This is a genomic window from Cyanobium sp. T1G-Tous, from assembly GCF_024345455.1.
Lineage (GTDB): Bacteria > Cyanobacteriota > Cyanobacteriia > PCC-6307 > Cyanobiaceae > Cyanobium_A.
The window spans coordinates 60,200-76,419 of record NZ_JAGQBD010000009.1 but is presented as its reverse complement, the minus strand read 5'-3'; the positions used below and the strand labels follow the sequence as shown (position 1 = coordinate 76,419).

21 protein-coding genes and 1 other RNA gene are annotated in these 16,220 nt (G+C 61.9%); 5 read left to right on the top strand and 17 right to left on the bottom strand.

Going from position 1 to position 16,220, the window contains the following annotated elements; translation table 11 throughout:
* Window positions 1–222: 222 nt before the first annotated feature.
* From KBY75_RS07225 to KBY75_RS07215, 3 genes are all read right to left on the bottom strand, one after another.
* Window positions 223–393, bottom strand: a complete 171-nt coding sequence (locus KBY75_RS07225) for a hypothetical protein (protein ID WP_254935874.1) — start codon at window positions 391–393, stop codon at window positions 223–225.
* 19 nt (window positions 394–412) lie between these two features.
* The gene (locus tag KBY75_RS07220) at window positions 413–733 is read right to left on the bottom strand and encodes a DUF1311 domain-containing protein (protein WP_254935875.1); all 321 of its coding nucleotides are present in this window, start codon (window positions 731–733) and stop codon (window positions 413–415) included.
* A 111-nt stretch (window positions 734–844) separates the two neighbouring features.
* The gene (locus KBY75_RS07215) at window positions 845–1,498 is read right to left on the bottom strand and encodes a methyltransferase domain-containing protein (protein WP_254935876.1); all 654 of its coding nucleotides are present in this window, start codon (window positions 1,496–1,498) and stop codon (window positions 845–847) included.
* Between the two features lie 799 nt (window positions 1,499–2,297).
* On the opposite strand from KBY75_RS07215, the gene KBY75_RS07210 reads away from it, so the two are divergent.
* Window positions 2,298–2,519 (top strand): hypothetical protein, encoded by a 222-nt coding sequence (locus tag KBY75_RS07210; protein ID WP_254935877.1) that lies wholly within the window; start codon window positions 2,298–2,300, stop codon window positions 2,517–2,519.
* A gap of 42 nt (window positions 2,520–2,561) precedes the next feature.
* On the opposite strand, the gene KBY75_RS07205 is transcribed toward KBY75_RS07210, so the two are convergent.
* Complete coding sequence (locus KBY75_RS07205) at window positions 2,562–2,747, bottom strand: hypothetical protein (protein WP_255023465.1); 186 nt, start codon at window positions 2,745–2,747, stop codon at window positions 2,562–2,564.
* A 224-nt stretch (window positions 2,748–2,971) separates the two neighbouring features.
* On the bottom strand, window positions 2,972–3,271 hold the full coding sequence (locus tag KBY75_RS07200; RefSeq protein ID WP_254935879.1) for a hypothetical protein: 300 nt from the start codon (window positions 3,269–3,271) through the stop codon (window positions 2,972–2,974).
* 122 nt (window positions 3,272–3,393) lie between these two features.
* Between KBY75_RS07200 and KBY75_RS07195 the strand changes: the two genes are divergently transcribed.
* Both KBY75_RS07195 and KBY75_RS07190 read left to right on the top strand, forming a co-directional pair.
* Entirely contained in the window at window positions 3,394–3,540 is a 147-nt protein-coding gene (locus tag KBY75_RS07195) for a DUF2256 domain-containing protein (RefSeq protein WP_254935880.1), read from the top strand.
* A gap of 3 nt (window positions 3,541–3,543) precedes the next feature.
* A complete protein-coding gene (locus KBY75_RS07190; protein ID WP_254935881.1) occupies window positions 3,544–3,870 on the top strand; it encodes a YciI family protein in 327 nt (108 codons plus the stop codon).
* On the opposite strand, the gene KBY75_RS07185 is transcribed toward KBY75_RS07190, so the two are convergent.
* The 6 genes from KBY75_RS07185 to KBY75_RS07160 are packed head-to-tail and all read right to left on the bottom strand — an operon-like array spanning window position 3,841 to window position 8,747.
* Window positions 3,841–4,083 carry a hypothetical protein gene (locus KBY75_RS07185; protein WP_254935882.1) on the bottom strand — a complete coding sequence of 81 codons (243 nt, stop codon included), beginning with the start codon at window positions 4,081–4,083 and terminating at the stop codon, window positions 3,841–3,843. The genes KBY75_RS07190 and KBY75_RS07185 overlap by 30 nt on opposite strands.
* A gap of 49 nt (window positions 4,084–4,132) precedes the next feature.
* The gene (gene cbiB / locus KBY75_RS07180) at window positions 4,133–5,155 is read right to left on the bottom strand and encodes an adenosylcobinamide-phosphate synthase CbiB (RefSeq protein WP_396098080.1); all 1,023 of its coding nucleotides are present in this window, start codon (window positions 5,153–5,155) and stop codon (window positions 4,133–4,135) included.
* 23 nt (window positions 5,156–5,178) lie between these two features.
* Entirely contained in the window at window positions 5,179–6,174 is a 996-nt protein-coding gene (ilvC, locus tag KBY75_RS07175) for a ketol-acid reductoisomerase (RefSeq protein WP_255023464.1), read from the bottom strand.
* Between the two features lie 46 nt (window positions 6,175–6,220).
* A complete protein-coding gene (locus tag KBY75_RS07170) occupies window positions 6,221–6,823 on the bottom strand; it encodes an ATP-dependent Clp protease proteolytic subunit (protein ID WP_254935884.1) in 603 nt (200 codons plus the stop codon).
* A gap of 51 nt (window positions 6,824–6,874) precedes the next feature.
* Complete coding sequence (locus tag KBY75_RS07165) at window positions 6,875–7,561, bottom strand: ATP-dependent Clp protease proteolytic subunit (RefSeq protein WP_254935885.1); 687 nt, start codon at window positions 7,559–7,561, stop codon at window positions 6,875–6,877.
* A gap of 31 nt (window positions 7,562–7,592) precedes the next feature.
* Complete coding sequence (locus KBY75_RS07160; protein WP_254935886.1) at window positions 7,593–8,747, bottom strand: PIN/TRAM domain-containing protein; 1,155 nt, start codon at window positions 8,745–8,747, stop codon at window positions 7,593–7,595.
* A 192-nt stretch (window positions 8,748–8,939) separates the two neighbouring features.
* Here KBY75_RS07160 and KBY75_RS07155 point away from each other — a divergent pair, with 192 nt between their 5' ends.
* Window positions 8,940–10,118 carry a coproporphyrinogen-III oxidase family protein gene (locus KBY75_RS07155; protein ID WP_255023479.1) on the top strand — a complete coding sequence of 393 codons (1,179 nt, stop codon included), beginning with the start codon at window positions 8,940–8,942 and terminating at the stop codon, window positions 10,116–10,118.
* Here KBY75_RS07155 and panB read toward each other — a convergent pair.
* Complete coding sequence (panB, locus tag KBY75_RS07150; protein WP_255023478.1) at window positions 10,066–10,905, bottom strand: 3-methyl-2-oxobutanoate hydroxymethyltransferase; 840 nt, start codon at window positions 10,903–10,905, stop codon at window positions 10,066–10,068. The two genes, KBY75_RS07155 and panB, sit on opposite strands and share 53 nt — an antisense overlap.
* A 45-nt stretch (window positions 10,906–10,950) precedes the next feature.
* Here panB and ffs point away from each other — a divergent pair.
* Window positions 10,951–11,047: signal recognition particle sRNA small type (gene ffs / locus KBY75_RS07145), an RNA gene on the top strand.
* 18 nt (window positions 11,048–11,065) lie between these two features.
* On the opposite strand, the gene ftsZ is transcribed toward ffs, so the two are convergent.
* The 5 genes from ftsZ to miaB all read right to left on the bottom strand — a co-directional run bounded on the left by ftsZ (window position 11,066) and on the right by miaB (window position 16,065).
* Entirely contained in the window at window positions 11,066–12,247 is a 1,182-nt protein-coding gene (gene ftsZ / locus KBY75_RS07140; RefSeq protein WP_254935887.1) for a cell division protein FtsZ, read from the bottom strand.
* Between the two features lie 77 nt (window positions 12,248–12,324).
* A complete protein-coding gene (locus tag KBY75_RS07135) occupies window positions 12,325–13,143 on the bottom strand; it encodes an FtsQ-type POTRA domain-containing protein (RefSeq protein ID WP_254935888.1) in 819 nt (272 codons plus the stop codon).
* A 22-nt stretch (window positions 13,144–13,165) separates the two neighbouring features.
* On the bottom strand, window positions 13,166–13,576 hold the full coding sequence (locus KBY75_RS07130; RefSeq protein ID WP_254935889.1) for a hypothetical protein: 411 nt from the start codon (window positions 13,574–13,576) through the stop codon (window positions 13,166–13,168).
* On the bottom strand, window positions 13,573–14,670 hold the full coding sequence (locus KBY75_RS07125; protein ID WP_255023463.1) for a D-alanine--D-alanine ligase family protein: 1,098 nt from the start codon (window positions 14,668–14,670) through the stop codon (window positions 13,573–13,575). Before KBY75_RS07125 ends, KBY75_RS07130 begins: the two co-directional genes overlap by 4 nt.
* Window positions 14,671–14,703: 33 nt before the next feature.
* Entirely contained in the window at window positions 14,704–16,065 is a 1,362-nt protein-coding gene (gene miaB, locus KBY75_RS07120; protein ID WP_255023462.1) for a tRNA (N6-isopentenyl adenosine(37)-C2)-methylthiotransferase MiaB, read from the bottom strand.
* Window positions 16,066–16,220: the final 155 nt, after the last annotated feature.

The following is a 16,220-nucleotide window of genomic DNA, read 5'->3' as shown; positions in this document are numbered from 1 at the left end:
ACAACCCAGAAGATCCCGCTAGCCCCCTTGTTGCGACAAACCTCGGCGGGCTTTTCTCTGTCGTCCTTGTTCTTGCGGCACTTTAATTATTATTCTTGTCCTAGGTGTGCTGCAAAAATGCTTAAGCGAGTTAATGGCAAATCTTCTCTTGTGCTGAGGGTCTTTATTGGGGTTGTTGTCTGGTGGATCTGGAAGCTGGTTCGGATGTAGTCCAAGAATGCTTCAGGACTTTTTCTTCCAGATTCGCTCCAGTGTTTTGCGGAACTCCCCACTGCTTTGTGGTCGTGCCAGGTCACGCTTCCAAAAGACGCTGCTAATCCACCACACCTGAAGAGCGCCGAACGCAAGGGCGACCAGACCCAGTTGGATGTAACCCCAGTTGAGCTGCTCCATTGCGCCAGTGCTCCCCTGATTAATTACCCATCCGCTTGAACTCTTCCAGCAGTGCCCGATTTAGGTGGTCATCGCATCCCACCACCAACTGCGGGTAGATGGTGCCGTCCTTGTAGGGGGCATAGGCGTGGGCACAGACCGCACGGGTGGCGTCCTGCCACTGTTGGAACATTGCCCTGGGGATCTTGCTTTGGAGTTGGTCGGTGGACTGCTGCCAGGACACTTCAGCGCAGTAGCGCATCTCCACCGTGTTCTCGCCAGGGCACCGGATCTGGGGTCCCTGGGCGTGGATCGCAGTGGGGAGCAGGACAAGGCCAGTGGCGACAAGTAGGTGCTTCATCGGGATCTTCTGGCGCTGCTTGAAGGGTATGGGTGCTTTCTGCTGTTGGCGACTGCCTCGGCGACAAGGGACTCAATGGACTCCTTGCCTTCACCTCCCCAGCATTTGGCATTATTGATGCAAATAAGTTCGCTTTTTCCAATCACAGTCTTTGCCAAGTATTAGATTGCTTCCTTTCCATTCAAATACTTTTTTCAATTTAAGGTTGAATGGGTGTTGAGTCGGGTCAAGAGTTCTGAAGTCTCCTGTTTTTATTTCTCTGTTGTTTACGGGTGAAAATGGACGCCGCAGCTTTAGAAGAATTTCCCCGAAAGCGGATACGCAGGGAATGTCATTGGTAATTAATGCATATTTGAAGTTTGGAAGAATTGATAAAATATCTTGAACTTTCTTCGTGCTTAAATGCATTAGTACGTCTTTGCAAACCAGCAGTTCTGCGCGAGGGAGTTCATTGTAATCATTTGGAAGACAGGCAAAGGAAACCCCTGGTCGTGAAAATGACTTCTGATTGTTTGCGATTACATTTTTAGATGCATCGATGCCAATATATGTTGCTCTGCCAAAGTCTAGAAATTGGGAGAACTGCCAGTCGCCGCAGCCAAGGTCAACGACTGATTTAATATCGTGTTGACGAATAAAGTTTTCTAGGAATATCTTGTAGGGCTGAGTTGCCTCAGGGGAACTTCCGCCCCCAGATCCCTTGCCCCAGTATGAATTTTCATAAATCTTATCAAAAATATCTGGATCGCCAAACTCAAGGCTCATAAAAAGTCGGTAAATTCTGAACTCTAAATTTAGCACTAAAGATGATTTTATGGTTGCAAACCATAACTCTTGATGTATAGCAGTTATTGCAGACGGTTTTTGGCAACTTCATAGATACGCAATTATTGCGCCGCTACCTCTGCCTCTGTTCCTTCTTCCAGATTTGCTCCAGTGTTTTGCGGAACTCCTCACCGCTTTGTGGTCGTGCTAGGTCACGCTTCCAAAAGACGCTGCTAATCCACCACACCTGAAGCCCGCCAAACGCCAGGGCGACCAGAGCCAGTTGGATATACCCCCAGTTCAAGTGCTCCATTAGCGACTCAGCTGCAGGGCAGTTTTGATCGGCAGGTGGGCGGTGGGGATTCCCAATGCCACCATTGAAACATTGCCGCAGGTGTCCGCATGAACACTTGCGGCAATCACTCCATGCCGTGAGTGTAAATGCCTAATAGCGTAAGGGAGTCGTGATGAGCGACGGGAAGAATGTCCCTGGCGGAGTCGAACACGCTAGGGATTTTTTTGTGAACAAACCTTTGATCGCGTGTGTGGCTGCAACAGGTTTGGTCGCCAAGGTTGATGGATTTTTAAAATACGGCTGCATCAGTGAAGCAGTGTGGCAAGCAAAATGTAATTACAGTCCCCTTGCTTGTAAATAATGCCCCGCTTCTTCCTCCCCAGGATCGCATCCAACCGAAACAGGCGCGGACGGGCCTTGCAATAGCTGGTCTGTGGATTTGCAGGGGATTTCCTTTTCCTGCTTCCTGCGGCATCCTTGGGTTGAATTCCATCACTACTGAAGATGAGGGACGACGACTTCTCTTTGAGCGACGACGATGCCAATGAGGTGGAGCTGCCTGTCTTTGATATGGGCGCCGATCACTGGCAGGAGGAGATTGATTTTCTAGAACAGCGTCTTCGTGGCGAGCAGGGCGATATTGATAAGGACGATAGGGAGACCTGCACGGAAGCACTGGCAATCGCCAAGGAGAACCTTGCCAATTGCTTAAGGCGCAAAAAATGATATTTTTATACCCTGCATGTTATCGGGCTTCTTATTTAATGCTCAATAACTAGCTGTAATTGATTTTGCGGGTCGTGCGGAGATTTTTACTTTGCTATAAAGCGAACAGAATTCTTCTTTGCCTGAATCCATGGAATGGGCCATTGAATTGAGAACATGCTCAAGATCTTCCGTTGCTAGTTCGCCCAGCGAATTCCAGTTTAAGGCAAACAGAATTGAAGAGTCCATGGCAGGGTATTGAGGCCACCCTGGTGCAAGGACGACTGATTAATTGTTTTCGAACCCTAACCCCATGCCCTGCCAGAAGGGGGTTTCGGCACATCCTTTGGCGTTAAAAAATTAAGTAGATTGCAGCATGTTGTTGCGCTGCAATGCATTTGGGAATATTTGAAGTGCTTTTCTCAGTGAACTTAAAGATTATTTGAATTGTGGTTCTGCTTTGATACTTGTCTTTAGTAGTTGTCGCCGTACTTGACTTCGGTTGATGCATTCATGAGTTCAACAGTCGTTTGGAAGCCCTGGGCCACGGTTACCTCGTGTTGAATGCCGATGTCCCTCAATGCAGTTACGTCGTATTCAGGGGCGGTGATCCAGCTGAAGCCTTTGCCAAATGTGTTGTCGGGGTTGACTACATACCAATGGCAGGCGGTGTCTGGAACTGCCACCGAGCATTTGGTCCAGTCGTTGTCCCATTGGGGAACCTGAACAAAAGAAAGGGCGGCAAATAAGAAACCAAAAATGCTTAACAGCATGACCGCCTTATGAAATCTTCACAATCCTACTACGGTTTGGTCGCTTTTTGTCGTTTCCCTGATTTGGATTTGGTTTCGGTTGCCTAAATTTCCCATCGCTGATCTGCGTCGAGCCCCTGGAGATGCCCCACCACGAGAACCGTCCCACCAAAATCTGCCCTGTCTGTGAGCGGCCTTTTCAGTGGCGGCGCAAGTGGAAGGATGTTTGGGATGAGGTGCGCTACTGCTCAGATAGGTGCCGCCGGCAACGCAGCGCCAAGGGGGTTTAGAGGATGGGCCCTACCTTTGTGAAGCTTGAGCTGGGTCTGGTTTCTAAGCCCCAATTTGACGCGGTGATTCCAGCTCACCTGGCTTGGCTGGCAGATCTCGAACGCAAGGGCCATGAGCCCCGCAGTGGTTATTGGGCCGATCGGGTCGGCCGCAGTGGTGATGGGGCTGGCGGCATGTTGCTGTTTAGGGCCGCCAGTTGGGAAGAAGCCGAGGCCCTTGTTCGAACAGATCCGCTGATCCTCCAGGGATGCGTCAGCTGGACGCTGCATCAATGGGCGCTGGTGTTTCCGCCAGCAGGCCTAGCTGTGAAACAGCAACACCAGGCCTGAATTGAGCTGGTGAAACTCCCGCTCTTCGCGACTTAGATCGAGCCCTACCTGCAGACCTTCCTTGAGGGCATCTTCATAGGGAGGAGCTGTTGGCGCTGCCCCGGCTTGCCAGAGGGCTGCAATCCCTACAGGTGTGGCGTGCCAGCGAAAGCAGGGGGTTAGGCCGATGTTCGGCTCCTTGAGGGCATCTTCAAGTAGTTCGCGAATCGCCATGGTCCCAGTGATCTGCGCGCAGCTTCGGCAGGGCCTGTGGCAGGGGCAATCAGCTGAGAGTTTTCGTGATGAACGACCCGGCCGCGGCAGCAGTGAGCCATATCAGCTCAAGCCGCCGATTCAGTTGCAGCATTTGCAGCACTGCGGCTTGATCCGGCGCTGGCAGGCCTGCGCCAAGTAGGGGCTTGCTGCGTATTTGGCCGCCGTAGCTATTGCTGCCTCCCAGCTGCACCCCCGTGACATGGGCATAGGCGGCTTGGGATAGCCCCGCATTGGGTGAGGGGTCGGCAGCTCCATCGCGCCGGGCCGCTGCCAGCACCCCGAGGCTGCGGCCTGGCTGGCCAGCCGCCAGCGGCAGGCTCACCGCCACCAGCCGGCAGGGCAGCCAAACCAGTAGGTCGTCGAGGCGGGCGCCTGCCGTGCCCAGCCAGCGCAGGCGCCCGCGGCGGTAGCCCAGCATTGAATCCAGCGTGCTGGCTGCTTTGAAGCCCCAAGCCAGGGCTAGGGGGCCGGGCCATGCGGGGTTGAGGCTCCACAGCCCAGCCCCAAGCAGCATCCAAAACAGTGGCGCAAACAGACCGTCCACGCCGTTCTCGCTGGCCGTTTCAGCCAGGGCCCGCAGGATCTCCGGGCCGTCGAGATCGGCCGTGTCGCGGCCCACTATCCAGGCAAGGGCTCGACGGGCGGGCTCAAGGGCTGCCTGGTTTTGTACGGGCTGCCTCTGTACAGCTTGTACGGAATTTGGGAGAGCTTTCAGCACCCCAGCCACCGCCTGCTCGAGGCTGCGGCCGGCAAGGGCGCTGGCCAAGGCCACCACCAGCAGTGGCGTAGGAGCCAGCCGCTCCATTCCCCAACCCGCCAGGCCGCTGCCCCCCACTAGCACCAGCGTGATTAAGCCCCCCGCCAGCCGCAGCTTCCAGGCTCTGGTGCCCGCCCAGGCTTCGGCGCCGCGGCGTAGCAGGGTGATCCACCAGCCCATTACCACCACCGGATGGGGACACCAGCGCGGGTCCCCGACTAGGCGATCGAGGCCGCAGGCGAGGACAACCAGCAGCAGGGGGTTGCTGAGCAGTTGATTGCTGAGCAGGGGCTGGATCAGGCCGTTTTCAGCCAGCTGAACATCGAGCGCAGGCCCTTGCCCACCTGCTCGATCGGATGGGCCGCATCGCGCTCGCGGATTTTGGTCATCTCTGGCTTGCCGGCGTCACACTCGGCCACGAAGTTGCGGGCGAAGGTGCCGTCCTGGATGTCGCTGAGGATGCGCTTCATCTCCGCTTTGGTGTCTGCGGTGATCAGGCGCGGGCCGCTCACGTAGTCGCCGTATTCAGCGGTGTTGGAGATCGAATCGCGCATAGCCGTTAGGCCGCCCTTGACCATAAGGTCGACGATCAGCTTCACCTCGTGCAGGCACTCGAAGTAGGCCAGCTCGGGCTGATAGCCGGCCTCCACCAGGGTTTCAAAGCCTGCTTTGACCAGCTCGGAGAGGCCGCCGCACAGCACGGCCTGCTCACCGAAGAGGTCGGTTTCGGTCTCTTCTTTGAAGTTGGTTTCGAGGATGCCGGCTCTGGTGCCGCCGATCCCTTTGGCATAGGCCATGGCCAACTCGCGGGCATGGCCGCTGGCGTCCTGCTCGATGGCGAACAGAGCCGGCACGCCCATGCCGTTCTGGTATTCCCAGCGCACGGTGTGGCCGGGGCCCTTGGGGGCAATCATCACCACGTCCACATCGGCGGGGGGCTTGATCAGCTCGAAGCGGATGTTGAAGCCGTGGGCGAAGCTGAGCACCTTGCCGGCGCTCAGGTGCGGTGCAATTTCCTTGTCGTAGACGGCCTTCTGGAATTCATCGGGCAGCAGCACCATGATCCAGTCGGCCTTGGCGCAGGCATCGGCCACGCTCAGTACTTCCAGGCCATCGGCCTTGGCTTTTTCTGCCGAGCGGCTGCCTTCGTAGAGCCCAACCACGACGTTGACGCCGCTGTCCTTGAGGTTCAGCGCGTGGGCATGGCCCTGGCTGCCGTAGCCAATGATGGCCACTGTCTTGCCATCAAGCAGGGAGAGGTCGGCGTCGGTGTCGTAATAGAGCTTGGCCATCCGGGCTGTCTAGGCAGGGCAAAGATCGAGCTTACGCAAACGCCCTTCAGGCTTCGCTCGGATGGGCGATCACCCGATCGATCAGGCCGTAATCCTTGGCCTCAGCGGCGCTGAGGAAGTAATCGCGGTCGGTGTCTTTTTCAATTTTTTCAAAGGGCTGGCCAGTCATGTCAGCCATCGAGTGGTTGAGCATGTCCTTGATGCGCAGGATCTCCTTAGCCTCAATCTCGATGTCACTGGCCTGGCGCTGGCTGGTGCCGCCCAGGGGCTGGTGAATCATGATCCGGCTGTGGGGCAGGGCCAGCCGCTTGCCCTTGGTGCCAGCGCCCAGCAGGAATGCGCCCATCGAGGCGGCCAGACCCACGCAGATCGTCACCACGTCGCTCTTGACGTATTGCATGGTGTCGTAGATCGCCAGGCCCGCGGTCACCGAGCCGCCGGGGGAGTTGATGTACAGGTAGATCGGCTTGGAGTTGTCTTCCGAATCCAGATAGAGCATCTGGGCCACCAGGGCGTTGGCGACTGCATCGGTGACCTCCGAGCCCAGAAAGAGGATCCGTTCCACGCCCAGACGGGTGTAGATGTCAACCCAGCGCTCGTACTGGCTGCCGGGGAGGCGGTAGGGAACGCTGGGGGTGCCGATGGGCATGGGTCGAGGGTGAGGACGGGGTGGGGAACTGGATTGGTCGCCTATGGCCCTTTAGCCAAGGCCGGCTGCCGTGGCTGGAGGGGCGGTTGGTAGGTCTTTCTGGCTCGTGAGTACCCGATCGATCAGTCCGTACTCCTTGGCTTCCTCAGCGGTGAAGTAAGTCATGCGATCGGAATCGCGGGATAGCTGCTCCACCGACTTGCCGGTATTGAGAGAAAGCATCTCCAGCAGGGTGCGCTTGTTGTGCAGCACTTCCTGTGCCCGGATCTGGATGTCGGTGGCCTGGCCGCGGGCGCCGCTGCGGGGCTGGTGCAGCACGATCGAGGCGTGGGGCAGGGCGGCCCGGTGGCCCTTGGTGCCAGCGCTGAGAATCATGGCTGCAGTGCCCATCGCCTGGCCGATGCAGATGGTGTGTACGGGCGGCTTCACGTAACGGAGCGTGTCGGCGATGGCGAAGGCTTCGGTTTCAAAGCCAACGGCGTCGCCGGTGTACCAACTGGTGCCGGTGGAGTTGATGTAGAAGAAAATTGGCTTCTCCGGATTGTCAAACTCCAGGTAGAGCAGCTGGGCAATGATCAATTCGGTGACGTCAATGCCCATTTGGCGCTTGGCGTCGTCGTCGCTGAACAGGGGCAAGCCCAGATAAACGATTCGCTCCTTCAGGAGCAGGCTGGGCAGATCCGGGGGCGGCGTGCGCATAACCGCGGAATCGCCGTAGTAGGGGGCTGACACCGACATCCGCGATTGATAGGAAGCACGTTTGCGGAGCCTAGCGGGGGCTGTCCGCTTGCGGATTGGCCTTGCTGCGCTCTTGCCGTGGTTTGCGCTTGGCGCTGGCCTCCCCATTGGCCTCGGCTGGGGCACCGTCGCCCCGGGCGAAAACGATCCGGCCAGTGGGGTTTTGCAGGGCTCCGGTGACCACCACTGGCAGCCGCTCGCCAATGCGGCCCCGGGCGCCTTCCACCACCACCATGGTGCCGTCGTCGAGGTAGCCCACGCCCTGATCGGCCTCTTTGCCATCGCGGGCGATCTTGAGCAGCAGCTCGTCGCCAGGCTGCACCTCGGGCCGCAGGGCTATCACCAGCTCGCTGAGGTTGAGCACCTTGAGATCTTTCACCTCAGCCACCTTGGCCAGGTTGTAGTCGGCGGTGAGCAGGGTGCCGCCGGTGTCGGCGGTGAGCAGCAGCAGCTTGTCGTCGACGCCGTTGCCTTCGTAGCGGGTGCTGTTGACCACCAGCCGCCGGCCGTATTGGTCGCGCAGCTCGCTCAGCAGCTTGAGGCCGCGGCGTCCCCGGCCGCGCTTCTCGGCGTTGCCCGAGTCGGCTAGGGCCTGGAGCTCATCGATCACGCTCTGGGCCACGATCACCTGGCCCTCCAGCAGCCCTGAGGCGAGTAGGCCGCGGATGCGGCCGTCAATGATCACGCTGGTGTCGAGGATTTTGGCGCTGGCAGGTTGCAGAACCCCATCGGCCACCAACATCGCCTCGGTGCTGCTGGGGTTGAACAGGCGCAGCAGGGTGCGGCCATGCACTTCGGCCAGGTTGTAGCCCGATACGCCGAAGAAGACGTTGCTGAGCACCGCCGCCAGCGGTTTGACGAAGATCACCTCCCAGGGCAGGGGCAGCAGCAGGATCGGCGCCAGCAGCAAGTTGGCCACCAGCAGGCCGAGGATCAGGCCCACGGCGCGGCTTACCAGCAGGTCGGTGGGCATGGTGCGCACCTGCTGCATCAGCTTGCGCCGCAGCTGCTGGAAGAAAACTCCAGCGATCACGCCAAAAAAGGCACCGAAGCCCCCCAGCACCGTGCGCAGCCCTTCTGGGTTGTCCACCTGCAGCAGCAGCTGCTCGGGCAGCAGGTCTACCCCCAGCCAGCCGGCGGCAGCGCCAGAGATCACAAACAGGATCAGGATGAGGGAGTCAACCATTCCCGTCGTGCGTGGCTACCCAGCTGATCTGGGTTGCAGCATGCCTGATTTCGGTGCCCTTGGCCTGAAGGGGTTTCCGCACCTGTCGTTGTGACTGCTCAATTTCCCCATCCAGTGCCAGTCCCAGTTTCAGTCCCAGCGCCAGCTCCAGTCCCGGCAGTCGCCCTGCCCTGGCCGCCACGCAGTGCCTATTTGCACATCCCCTTTTGTCACAGGCGTTGCTTTTATTGCGACTTTCCAGTGGTGCCCCTCGGCGACCGCGCCGGCGGCGAAGCGCCGGCGCCGGGGTCGGCCTCGATTGCGGCCTACCTCAGCTTGCTGCTGCAGGAGATTGCCGCCTCGCCCCCCGGCCCCCCGCTGGCCACGGTGTATTTCGGTGGCGGTACGCCCTCCCTGCTGACGCCCCCCCAGCTAGCGGCCCTGCTGGCGGCTCTGAGCTGCCGCTTTGGCCTGGCTCCTGGAGCTGAGATCAGCCTGGAGCTTGATCCAGCCAGTTTTGACCAGGATCGCCTGGCTGGCTATCTGCAGGCCGGGGTAAACCGGGTGAGCTTGGGCGGCCAGAGCTTTGACGATGCCGTGCTCGCCGGGCTGGGTCGCCGCCACCGCGGCGCGGACCTGCTGGAGGCCGCCGGCTGGCTGGCCCAAGCCCTGGCTGGCGGTGCCCTCAGCAGCTGGAGCTTGGATCTGATCCAGGGGCTGCCGGGTCAGGACCTGGGCCACTGGCGCTGCCAACTGCGGCAAGCCATTGCCCTGGCACCACCCCACCTCTCCGTCTACGACCTCACCCTGGAGCCCGGCACCGTGTTTGCCCAGCGCCACGATCGCGGCCAGCTGCAGCTCCCCGATGCCGACCTAGGCGCCGACTTGATGGAGCTCACCTGGGCCGAGCTCAGCGCCGCTGGCTACGGACACTACGAGATCTCCAACTACGCCCTCCCCGGCCACGCCTCCCGCCACAACCGCGTCTACTGGAGCGGCGCCGGCTGGTGGGGCTTTGGGATGGGAGCCACCGCGGCGCCCTGGGGTGAGCGCCTGGCCCGGCCGCGCACCCGCGAGGCCTATGCCGACTGGTTGGCCCAGCCGGGCTCGCCGCCCGCTAGCGCTGGCCAGGCTTGCCCAGGCATGCCGCTGGATGAGCGCTTGCTGGTGGGGTTGCGCCGCCGCGAAGGGGTGTCCATGCCCGCCCTGCTGGCCCAGGCGGGGCTCGGGCCAGCAGCGCTTGTGGCCTTGCGTGGCCGCTTGGCGCCCTGGATCAGCGAGGGGCTGCTGCGGATTGAGGGGCCCCGCTGGCGACTCAGCGATCCAGCTGGCCTGGCCCTCAGCAATGGGGTGCTGCGGGAGCTACTGGCTTGGTGGCAGGAGCAGGAGTAGTTGCCTGGGCAGGGTGACGCTGGCTGGCGATCCAGCCCTGCAGCGCTGCCACCCCCAGGGCCCGACCCTGCAGCAGCGGCGGGCTGAAGGGGGGCTGGCGGCTGGTGAGCCCCAGCAGGTCGGCCGTGACCCGTACCTGGCCATCACAGCCCTCACCGGCGCCGATGCCTATTACCGGTAGATCCAATTCCTGTTGCAGCAAGGCGCCCAGATCGGCGGGCACGTGTTCAAGCACCAGGGCGAAGCAACCCGCTGCCTGCAGTGCCAGGCCTTGGCGCCGCAGCCGCTCGCGACTGACCTCATCATTGCCCTGGCGGCGGTAGCCCAGCCGATGCACCGACTGGGGGATCAGGCCGATGTGGCCCATTACCGGTATGCCGCTGCGCACCAACCGGTCGATCACGGCCAGGGTCTCAGGCTCGGCGCCTTCAAGTTTCACAGCGGCGGCGGGGGTCTCCTTGAGCACCCGGCCGGCGGCGGCTACCGCGTCGTCTGGGCTGCACTGGTAGCTGAGGAAGGGCAGATCACAAATAAGCAGGGGCATTTGCCCGGGGCCGCAGCTGCTGGCCAGGCCGCGGGCCGTGGCCCGGGTGTGGTGCAGCATCTCCTCGAGGGTCACCGGCAGCGTGGTGGCGTGGCCCAGCACGGTCATCGCCAGGGAATCCCCCACCAGCACCGCATCAGCTCCGGCCTCGGCCACCAGAGCGCCAGAGAGGGCATCCCAGGCCGTAAGCATCGTGATTGGTAGGCCAGCCTGCTTGCGGCTCGCCAGATCAGCGGGGCGCAGGGGCACGGGCTTCGGTGCGAGTGATGCCATTGCTAACATCTAACCGACTCGGACCCATGCGGCTCCGACGCCCAAATCTGGTCAGGACCGGAAGGGAGCAGCCACACGGGATGCTCAGGGCAGGCGTGGAATCCGGGTCACCCCAATCACAAACCGCTAGCTAGCTGTCCTGGCTCTGGCGGTTGAGCAGGAAGGGGGGGATTTTGGCGCCCCGTTCCTCCTGGCTGCTGCTGAACAGGGGGGTGCCGGCAAAGCTGACCACGGTGCGCTCGGTGCGGTATGGGGCGCCACTCTCAAAGCCGGTGGCGATCACGGTCACATGGATTTCGCCCTCGAGGCGTTCATCCACCACGGCACCGACAATGATGTTGGCGTCAGGATCGACTACCTCGTAGATCACTTCAGATGCGGTGGTCATGTCCTCGAGGGTCATGTCTTTGCCGCCGCTGATATTGATCACACAACCCTTGGCGCCGTCGATGCGGGCCGATTCCAGCAGGGGGCTGCTCATCGCCGCTTGAGCCGCCTCAAGAGCGCGGGAGCGGCCGGAGCCCACACCGATGCCGAGCAGGGCGGTGCCGGCGCCAGCCATCACCGAGCGCACGTCGGCGAAGTCGACGTTCACCAAGCCCGGCCTGGTGATGATGTCGCTGATGCCCTTAACGCCCATTCGCAGCACATCATCGGCGGCGCGGAAGGCCTCTTGCAGGGGGGCGCCGGCAATGGCATCGCGCAGGCGATCGTTGGGGATCACGATCAAGGTGTCGACGCTTTCGGCCAACCGGGCAATGCCCTCTTCGGCCTGACGCAGCCGCTTGCGACCTTCAAACCCGAAGGGCTTGGTGACGATGCCTACGGTGAGGGCTCCAACTTCCTTGGCGACCTCGGCCAGGATTGGTGCTGCGCCGGTGCCGGTGCCGCCACCCATGCCAGCGGCGATGAAAACAAGGTCGGCACCCTGCAGTGATTCCTGCAGTTCGGCCCGGGACTCTTCCGCAGCCTTTTGGCCGATTACCGGATTGCCGCCGGCACCCAGGCCGCGAGTCAGTTTTTGTCCGAGCTGGATGCGCTTCTGCGATGCCGACTGCAGCAGCGCCTGGGCGTCGGTGTTCAGCACCCGGTAGCCCACACCCTGAAGGTCGGAGGCAATCATCCGGTTCACCGCATTGCTGCCGCCACCGCCGACCCCGATCACTTCGATGCGTGCCGACTGGCTCGGCACAATCCCGCCTGAAACGCCGCCAAAGGACGGATCGTTTGAGGCCTGGACACCGTTTGACTGGGAGGAGCTTTGGGTCATAGCGGCATCGGGGGTGGCGGTGCGATCAATCGGCGACTGCATTATGTCGACGTTTCCTTGCCTGGATCAGGCGAGTGTCTCACCTTTGCGGGTTTCCTGGCATGTCTCTGCTGGATTCCTTACGGCTCACTGCTGGCGGCAGCCAGTCCAGGGGTGGCGGGTAGGCCCAGCTCGGGTTGTTCTGGATCGCTGAGATCGATGGATTGCAGCCGGCGGCCCTTCACCTTTGCCGGCAGTTCCTGTTGCAGGTGACGGAGTACTTCAAGGCGCCGCCCCAATTGGGCATCAGCCGGCCCGAGGCGCACCTTGCCGAGCCGCTTGCTCTGCAGCCAGAGGCTGCTGTCTGGTTCAAAGCGGATCTGGCTGATGTCGCCACCAAGCCGCCCCCGTTGTTCGAGCACCAGGGCGAGGGCCGGGCGGTAGCGGGCCTGCCAACCCAGCACCAGCAATCCGGCACTGGCTTTTGCTGCGGCCCCCTGGCCCTGGCCAATGCTCATCCAGTGGCCGAGTCGATCGACATAGCCCTGCTCGCTTCCCTTGGCGGTGCGTCGCTGGGCCCTGGCTACCGCCTGGCGGTCGACCAGTTCAATCCGCAGCCGCGGCGGTGCCATCAGCCGACTCACCTGCACCTGTTCCACCGGCAGGGCACTGGCCAGCACCTCGGCGATGCGTTTGGGGTGCAGGCCTAGCAGGGGTTGGGGAAAGGTCAGCCGGACGGCTTGCACCACCTGGTCGGTTCCCACCTGCTGGCTGCCCACCACCTCCACCTGGTCTGGACCGGTTAGCACCCATCCCTGACGCAGCAGGCCGTAGCCCAGGCCGCCGGCGAGGGCTAGCAGCACAAGGAAACGCCAAAGATTGCGCAGGCGCTCTCTTCGCCGCTGTTGGCGCAGTTGGCGCCGCCGCTCCGATCCAGGTGGGACAGGGGTGGCACTCACCGCAACAGGCTCCACTCCTGGCTCACAACTCGCAGCGCGAGCGCGACATCAGCTCAGCGATCCAGCGCCGGGCCCGCTCCGCATCGGCAAAGGGCAGGTCTTTTTGTTCGCCACCACCAACTAGGCGCAGGCGGCAGGCCCCCTGGCTCTCTTCCGTGAGGGGCGCCTCGCCCGAACCCAGCGACAGCAGCTCAACCAATTCGAGCTGCTTAATCACAAAAAAGTCATCCTGCTTGAGTTGGCCGGCTTCGAAGGAGCACCAACTCAGCACGCCATCCACCAGCCGGGCGCCGCCGCAGCTGTCGAGTTTGGCCAGCTCGGAGCCCTCGGCCCATTCGCGAAACAAGCGCTGCCTCCGCCGCTCTAGCCAGCCCAGGGCGGTGAGCAGCACGAACACCAAAAGCAGTGGCAGCCAAAGCAGGCCGTGACTCATGTCGAAGGGCCTCCGCTGAAAACTTGCAAGTGCCATTCTCGGGCCCCTTCAATCAATTCGCGCACCAAGGTGGGCAGGGTCACACCGGTGGCTGCCCAGAGCATCGGGTACATGCTCTGGCTGGTAAAGCCCGGCAGGGTGTTGATCTCGTTGAGCCACAGCTCGCCGCTGGCTTCGCAGAAGAAGAAGTCAACCCGCGAAAGACCCATGGCACCAACGGCCTCACAGGCCTCGATCGCCATGGCCCGGCAGCGTTCAGCCACCGCCTCTGGCACCAGCGCCGGGATCACGGTGTGGCTTTTGCCCTCGCTGTATTTGGTGTCGTAGTCGTACCAATCGGCTTCAAAGCAGATTTCGCCCAGCACCGAGGCCTGCAGGGGCTGGTGGCCGCCGCCCCGTACCGCGCATTCCAGCTCCCGGGCCGTCACCCCCTGCTCCACCACCAGCCGCGGATCAAGGGCGGCGGCAAGCTTGAGTCCGGCCTGCAGGCTGGCCCGATCAGTGGCCTTACTGATGCCCACCGAAGAGCCGAGGTTGGCGGGTTTGACGAAGCAGGGGTAGCCGAGCTGGCTCTCCAGCTGGTTGAGCAGGGCGTCGTCGTTTTGCGCCACCGCGCTGGCCGACACGCAGGCATAGGGCACCTGGGGCAGGCCGGCGGCGGCGAAGGCGGCTTTCATCGCCTGCTTATCCATGCCCACCGCCGAGCCCAGCACCCCCGAACCCACATAGGGAACCTGCATCAGGGTGAACAGCCCCTGGATCGTGCCGTCTTCGCCGTTGGGGCCGTGCAGCACAGGCAGCCACACATCAATCTCCAGGGCGCCGGCAGGTAAGCCCCGAAATCCAGGCGGAGGCAGCGGTTGGGGCAGTTGCTCAGGCCGGACCGGGCTGCCTTGGCGCAGCACAGCATCGGCCAACTCAGCTCCCCACCAGCGCCCTTCGGGGTCGATGTAGAAGCAATGCAGCGCGTATAGAGACGCGTTTTCGGCATCCCGCACGGCCGCCGCCACCGTGGCGGCGGAACGGATTGAGACGGCGTGTTCGCCGGAGGCTCCCCCAAAGATCAGACCAACGGCGATGGGGGTGGGAGTCATGCCAGCCGGTACGCGGCCCAGGGGGCCCAAAACTCAGGCCAGTTTGCCGCTCAAGGAGAAGGCGCGCACCTCTTCGATTTGCACCGTCACTAGGTCGCCCGGTTTGATCGGGCTGCCATCGAGGTTTTGGCCGGGAAAAAAGGTGAGCCGGTTGGTGCGGGTGCGGCCCATCACCTGCTTGGAGTTTTTGGGATTGCTGCTTTCCACCAGGATCTCCTCACAGCGGCCGGCGTAGCGGTTGCTGCGCTGCTGGGCGGTGCGCTCCACCAGGGCGTTGAGCTCCTGCAGGCGCTCCACCTTCACCGCCTCGCTGAGCTGGTTGGGCCAGTCGGCCGCTGGGGTGTTGGGCCGCGGCGAATAGGCGGCGGTATTGACCAGATCGAAGCCGATCTCCTCAATCAGGGCCAGGGTGCGGCGGTATTGGGCGTCGCTTTCGCCCGGGAAGGCCACGATTGCATCGGCACTGATGGCGGCATCGGGCATGCGCTCGCGGATGCGTTCAACGATGCGGCGATAGCGATCCACCGTGTAGCCGCGGGCCATGGCTTTGAGCACTTCGTCGTCGCCGCTCTGGAAGGGCACATGGAAGTGTTCGCACACCTTGGGTAGGTCGGCGCAGGCATCGATCAGCCGCTCGGTGAAGTAGCGCGGGTGGCTGGTGGCAAAGCGGATCCGCTCAATTCCGGCCACGTCGTGGACGTGATGGAGCAGGTCGGTGAGGGTGTGGGCGCGGCGGCCCTCCGGGCTGATGCCGGGCAGGTCGCGGCCGTAGGCATCGATGTTTTGGCCCAGCAGGGTGATCTCCTTAAAGCCGCGTGCCGCCAGGCCCTGCATTTCCAGCTTGATCGCTTCGGGCAGCCGCGACTGCTCCTGGCCGCGCACCGAGGGCACCACGCAGTAGGTGCAGCGCTCATTGCAGCCGTAGATCACATTCACCCAGCCGCATACCTGGCTATCGCGGCGCGCGGTGGCGATATCTTCAAGGATGTGCTGATCACCTGTGGCCAGCACCTGCTGACCCTGCTCCACCTGGGCCAGCAAGGTGTCGAGCCGGTTGGCGTGCTGGGGGCCCATCACCAGATCCAGCTCGGGCACTCGCCGCAGCAAGGATTCGCCCTCCTGCTGGGCCACACAGCCCGCCACCACCAGGGTGAGGTTGGGGTTGATTCGCTTGCGTTGGGCCTGGCGGCCTAGGTAGCTGTAAACCTTCTGCTCGGCGCTATCGCGGATTGTGCAGGTGTTGTAGAGCACCAAATCGGCGCTGTGCTCGTCTGTGCCGGCCCGGTAGCCCATGGCTTCCAGGATCCCGGCCATGCGCTCGGAATCCGCCTTGTTCATCTGGCAGCCAAAGGTGGTGATCCAGTAGCTGCCGCGCTGCGCTTGTGTCGCCGTCATCAACCCAGTTTCCGATATCGCTGGCTTAACTCAGAGATCTTCCACAAGGGTTAGCTGCTGTCCGCAAAGGGCCACCGCTCCCTCACGGCAGTCGCGCAGGTCTGCCAGCTGCTGCTCAAGCAGTTGTTGGATCAGGGAGGAGCGGATCGGTGCGC

Excerpts from the sequence above, each read along its gene's own strand:
- KBY75_RS07220 (WP_254935875.1), bottom strand. The coding sequence starts at position 733 with ATGAAGCACCTACTTGTCGCCACTGGCCTTGTCCTGCTCCCCACTGCG.
- KBY75_RS07185 (WP_254935882.1), bottom strand. The coding sequence starts at position 4,083 with ATGGCGATTCGCGAACTACTTGAAGATGCCCTCAAGGAGCCGAACATC.
- KBY75_RS07210 (WP_254935877.1), top strand. The coding sequence starts at position 2,298 with ATGAGGGACGACGACTTCTCTTTGAGCGACGACGATGCCAATGAGGTG.
- KBY75_RS07200 (WP_254935879.1), bottom strand. The coding sequence starts at position 3,271 with ATGCTGTTAAGCATTTTTGGTTTCTTATTTGCCGCCCTTTCTTTTGTT.
- ilvC (WP_255023464.1), bottom strand. The coding sequence starts at position 6,174 with ATGGCCAAGCTCTATTACGACACCGACGCCGACCTCTCCCTGCTTGAT.
- KBY75_RS07225 (WP_254935874.1), bottom strand. The coding sequence starts at position 393 with ATGGAGCAGCTCAACTGGGGTTACATCCAACTGGGTCTGGTCGCCCTT.
- KBY75_RS07205 (WP_255023465.1), bottom strand. The coding sequence starts at position 2,747 with ATGGACTCTTCAATTCTGTTTGCCTTAAACTGGAATTCGCTGGGCGAA.
- KBY75_RS07160 (WP_254935886.1), bottom strand. The coding sequence starts at position 8,747 with ATGGTTGACTCCCTCATCCTGATCCTGTTTGTGATCTCTGGCGCTGCC.
- KBY75_RS07165 (WP_254935885.1), bottom strand. The coding sequence starts at position 7,561 with ATGTCGGTGTCAGCCCCCTACTACGGCGATTCCGCGGTTATGCGCACG.
- KBY75_RS07130 (WP_254935889.1), bottom strand. The coding sequence starts at position 13,576 with ATGAGTCACGGCCTGCTTTGGCTGCCACTGCTTTTGGTGTTCGTGCTG.
- ftsZ (WP_254935887.1), bottom strand. The coding sequence starts at position 12,247 with ATGCAGTCGCCGATTGATCGCACCGCCACCCCCGATGCCGCTATGACC.
- KBY75_RS07195 (WP_254935880.1), top strand. The coding sequence starts at position 3,394 with ATGCCCCACCACGAGAACCGTCCCACCAAAATCTGCCCTGTCTGTGAG.
- KBY75_RS07170 (WP_254935884.1), bottom strand. The coding sequence starts at position 6,823 with ATGCCCATCGGCACCCCCAGCGTTCCCTACCGCCTCCCCGGCAGCCAG.
- KBY75_RS07125 (WP_255023463.1), bottom strand. The coding sequence starts at position 14,670 with ATGACTCCCACCCCCATCGCCGTTGGTCTGATCTTTGGGGGAGCCTCC.
- KBY75_RS07190 (WP_254935881.1), top strand. The coding sequence starts at position 3,544 with ATGGGCCCTACCTTTGTGAAGCTTGAGCTGGGTCTGGTTTCTAAGCCC.
- miaB (WP_255023462.1), bottom strand. The coding sequence starts at position 16,065 with ATGACGGCGACACAAGCGCAGCGCGGCAGCTACTGGATCACCACCTTT.
- KBY75_RS07215 (WP_254935876.1), bottom strand. The coding sequence starts at position 1,498 with ATGAGCCTTGAGTTTGGCGATCCAGATATTTTTGATAAGATTTATGAA.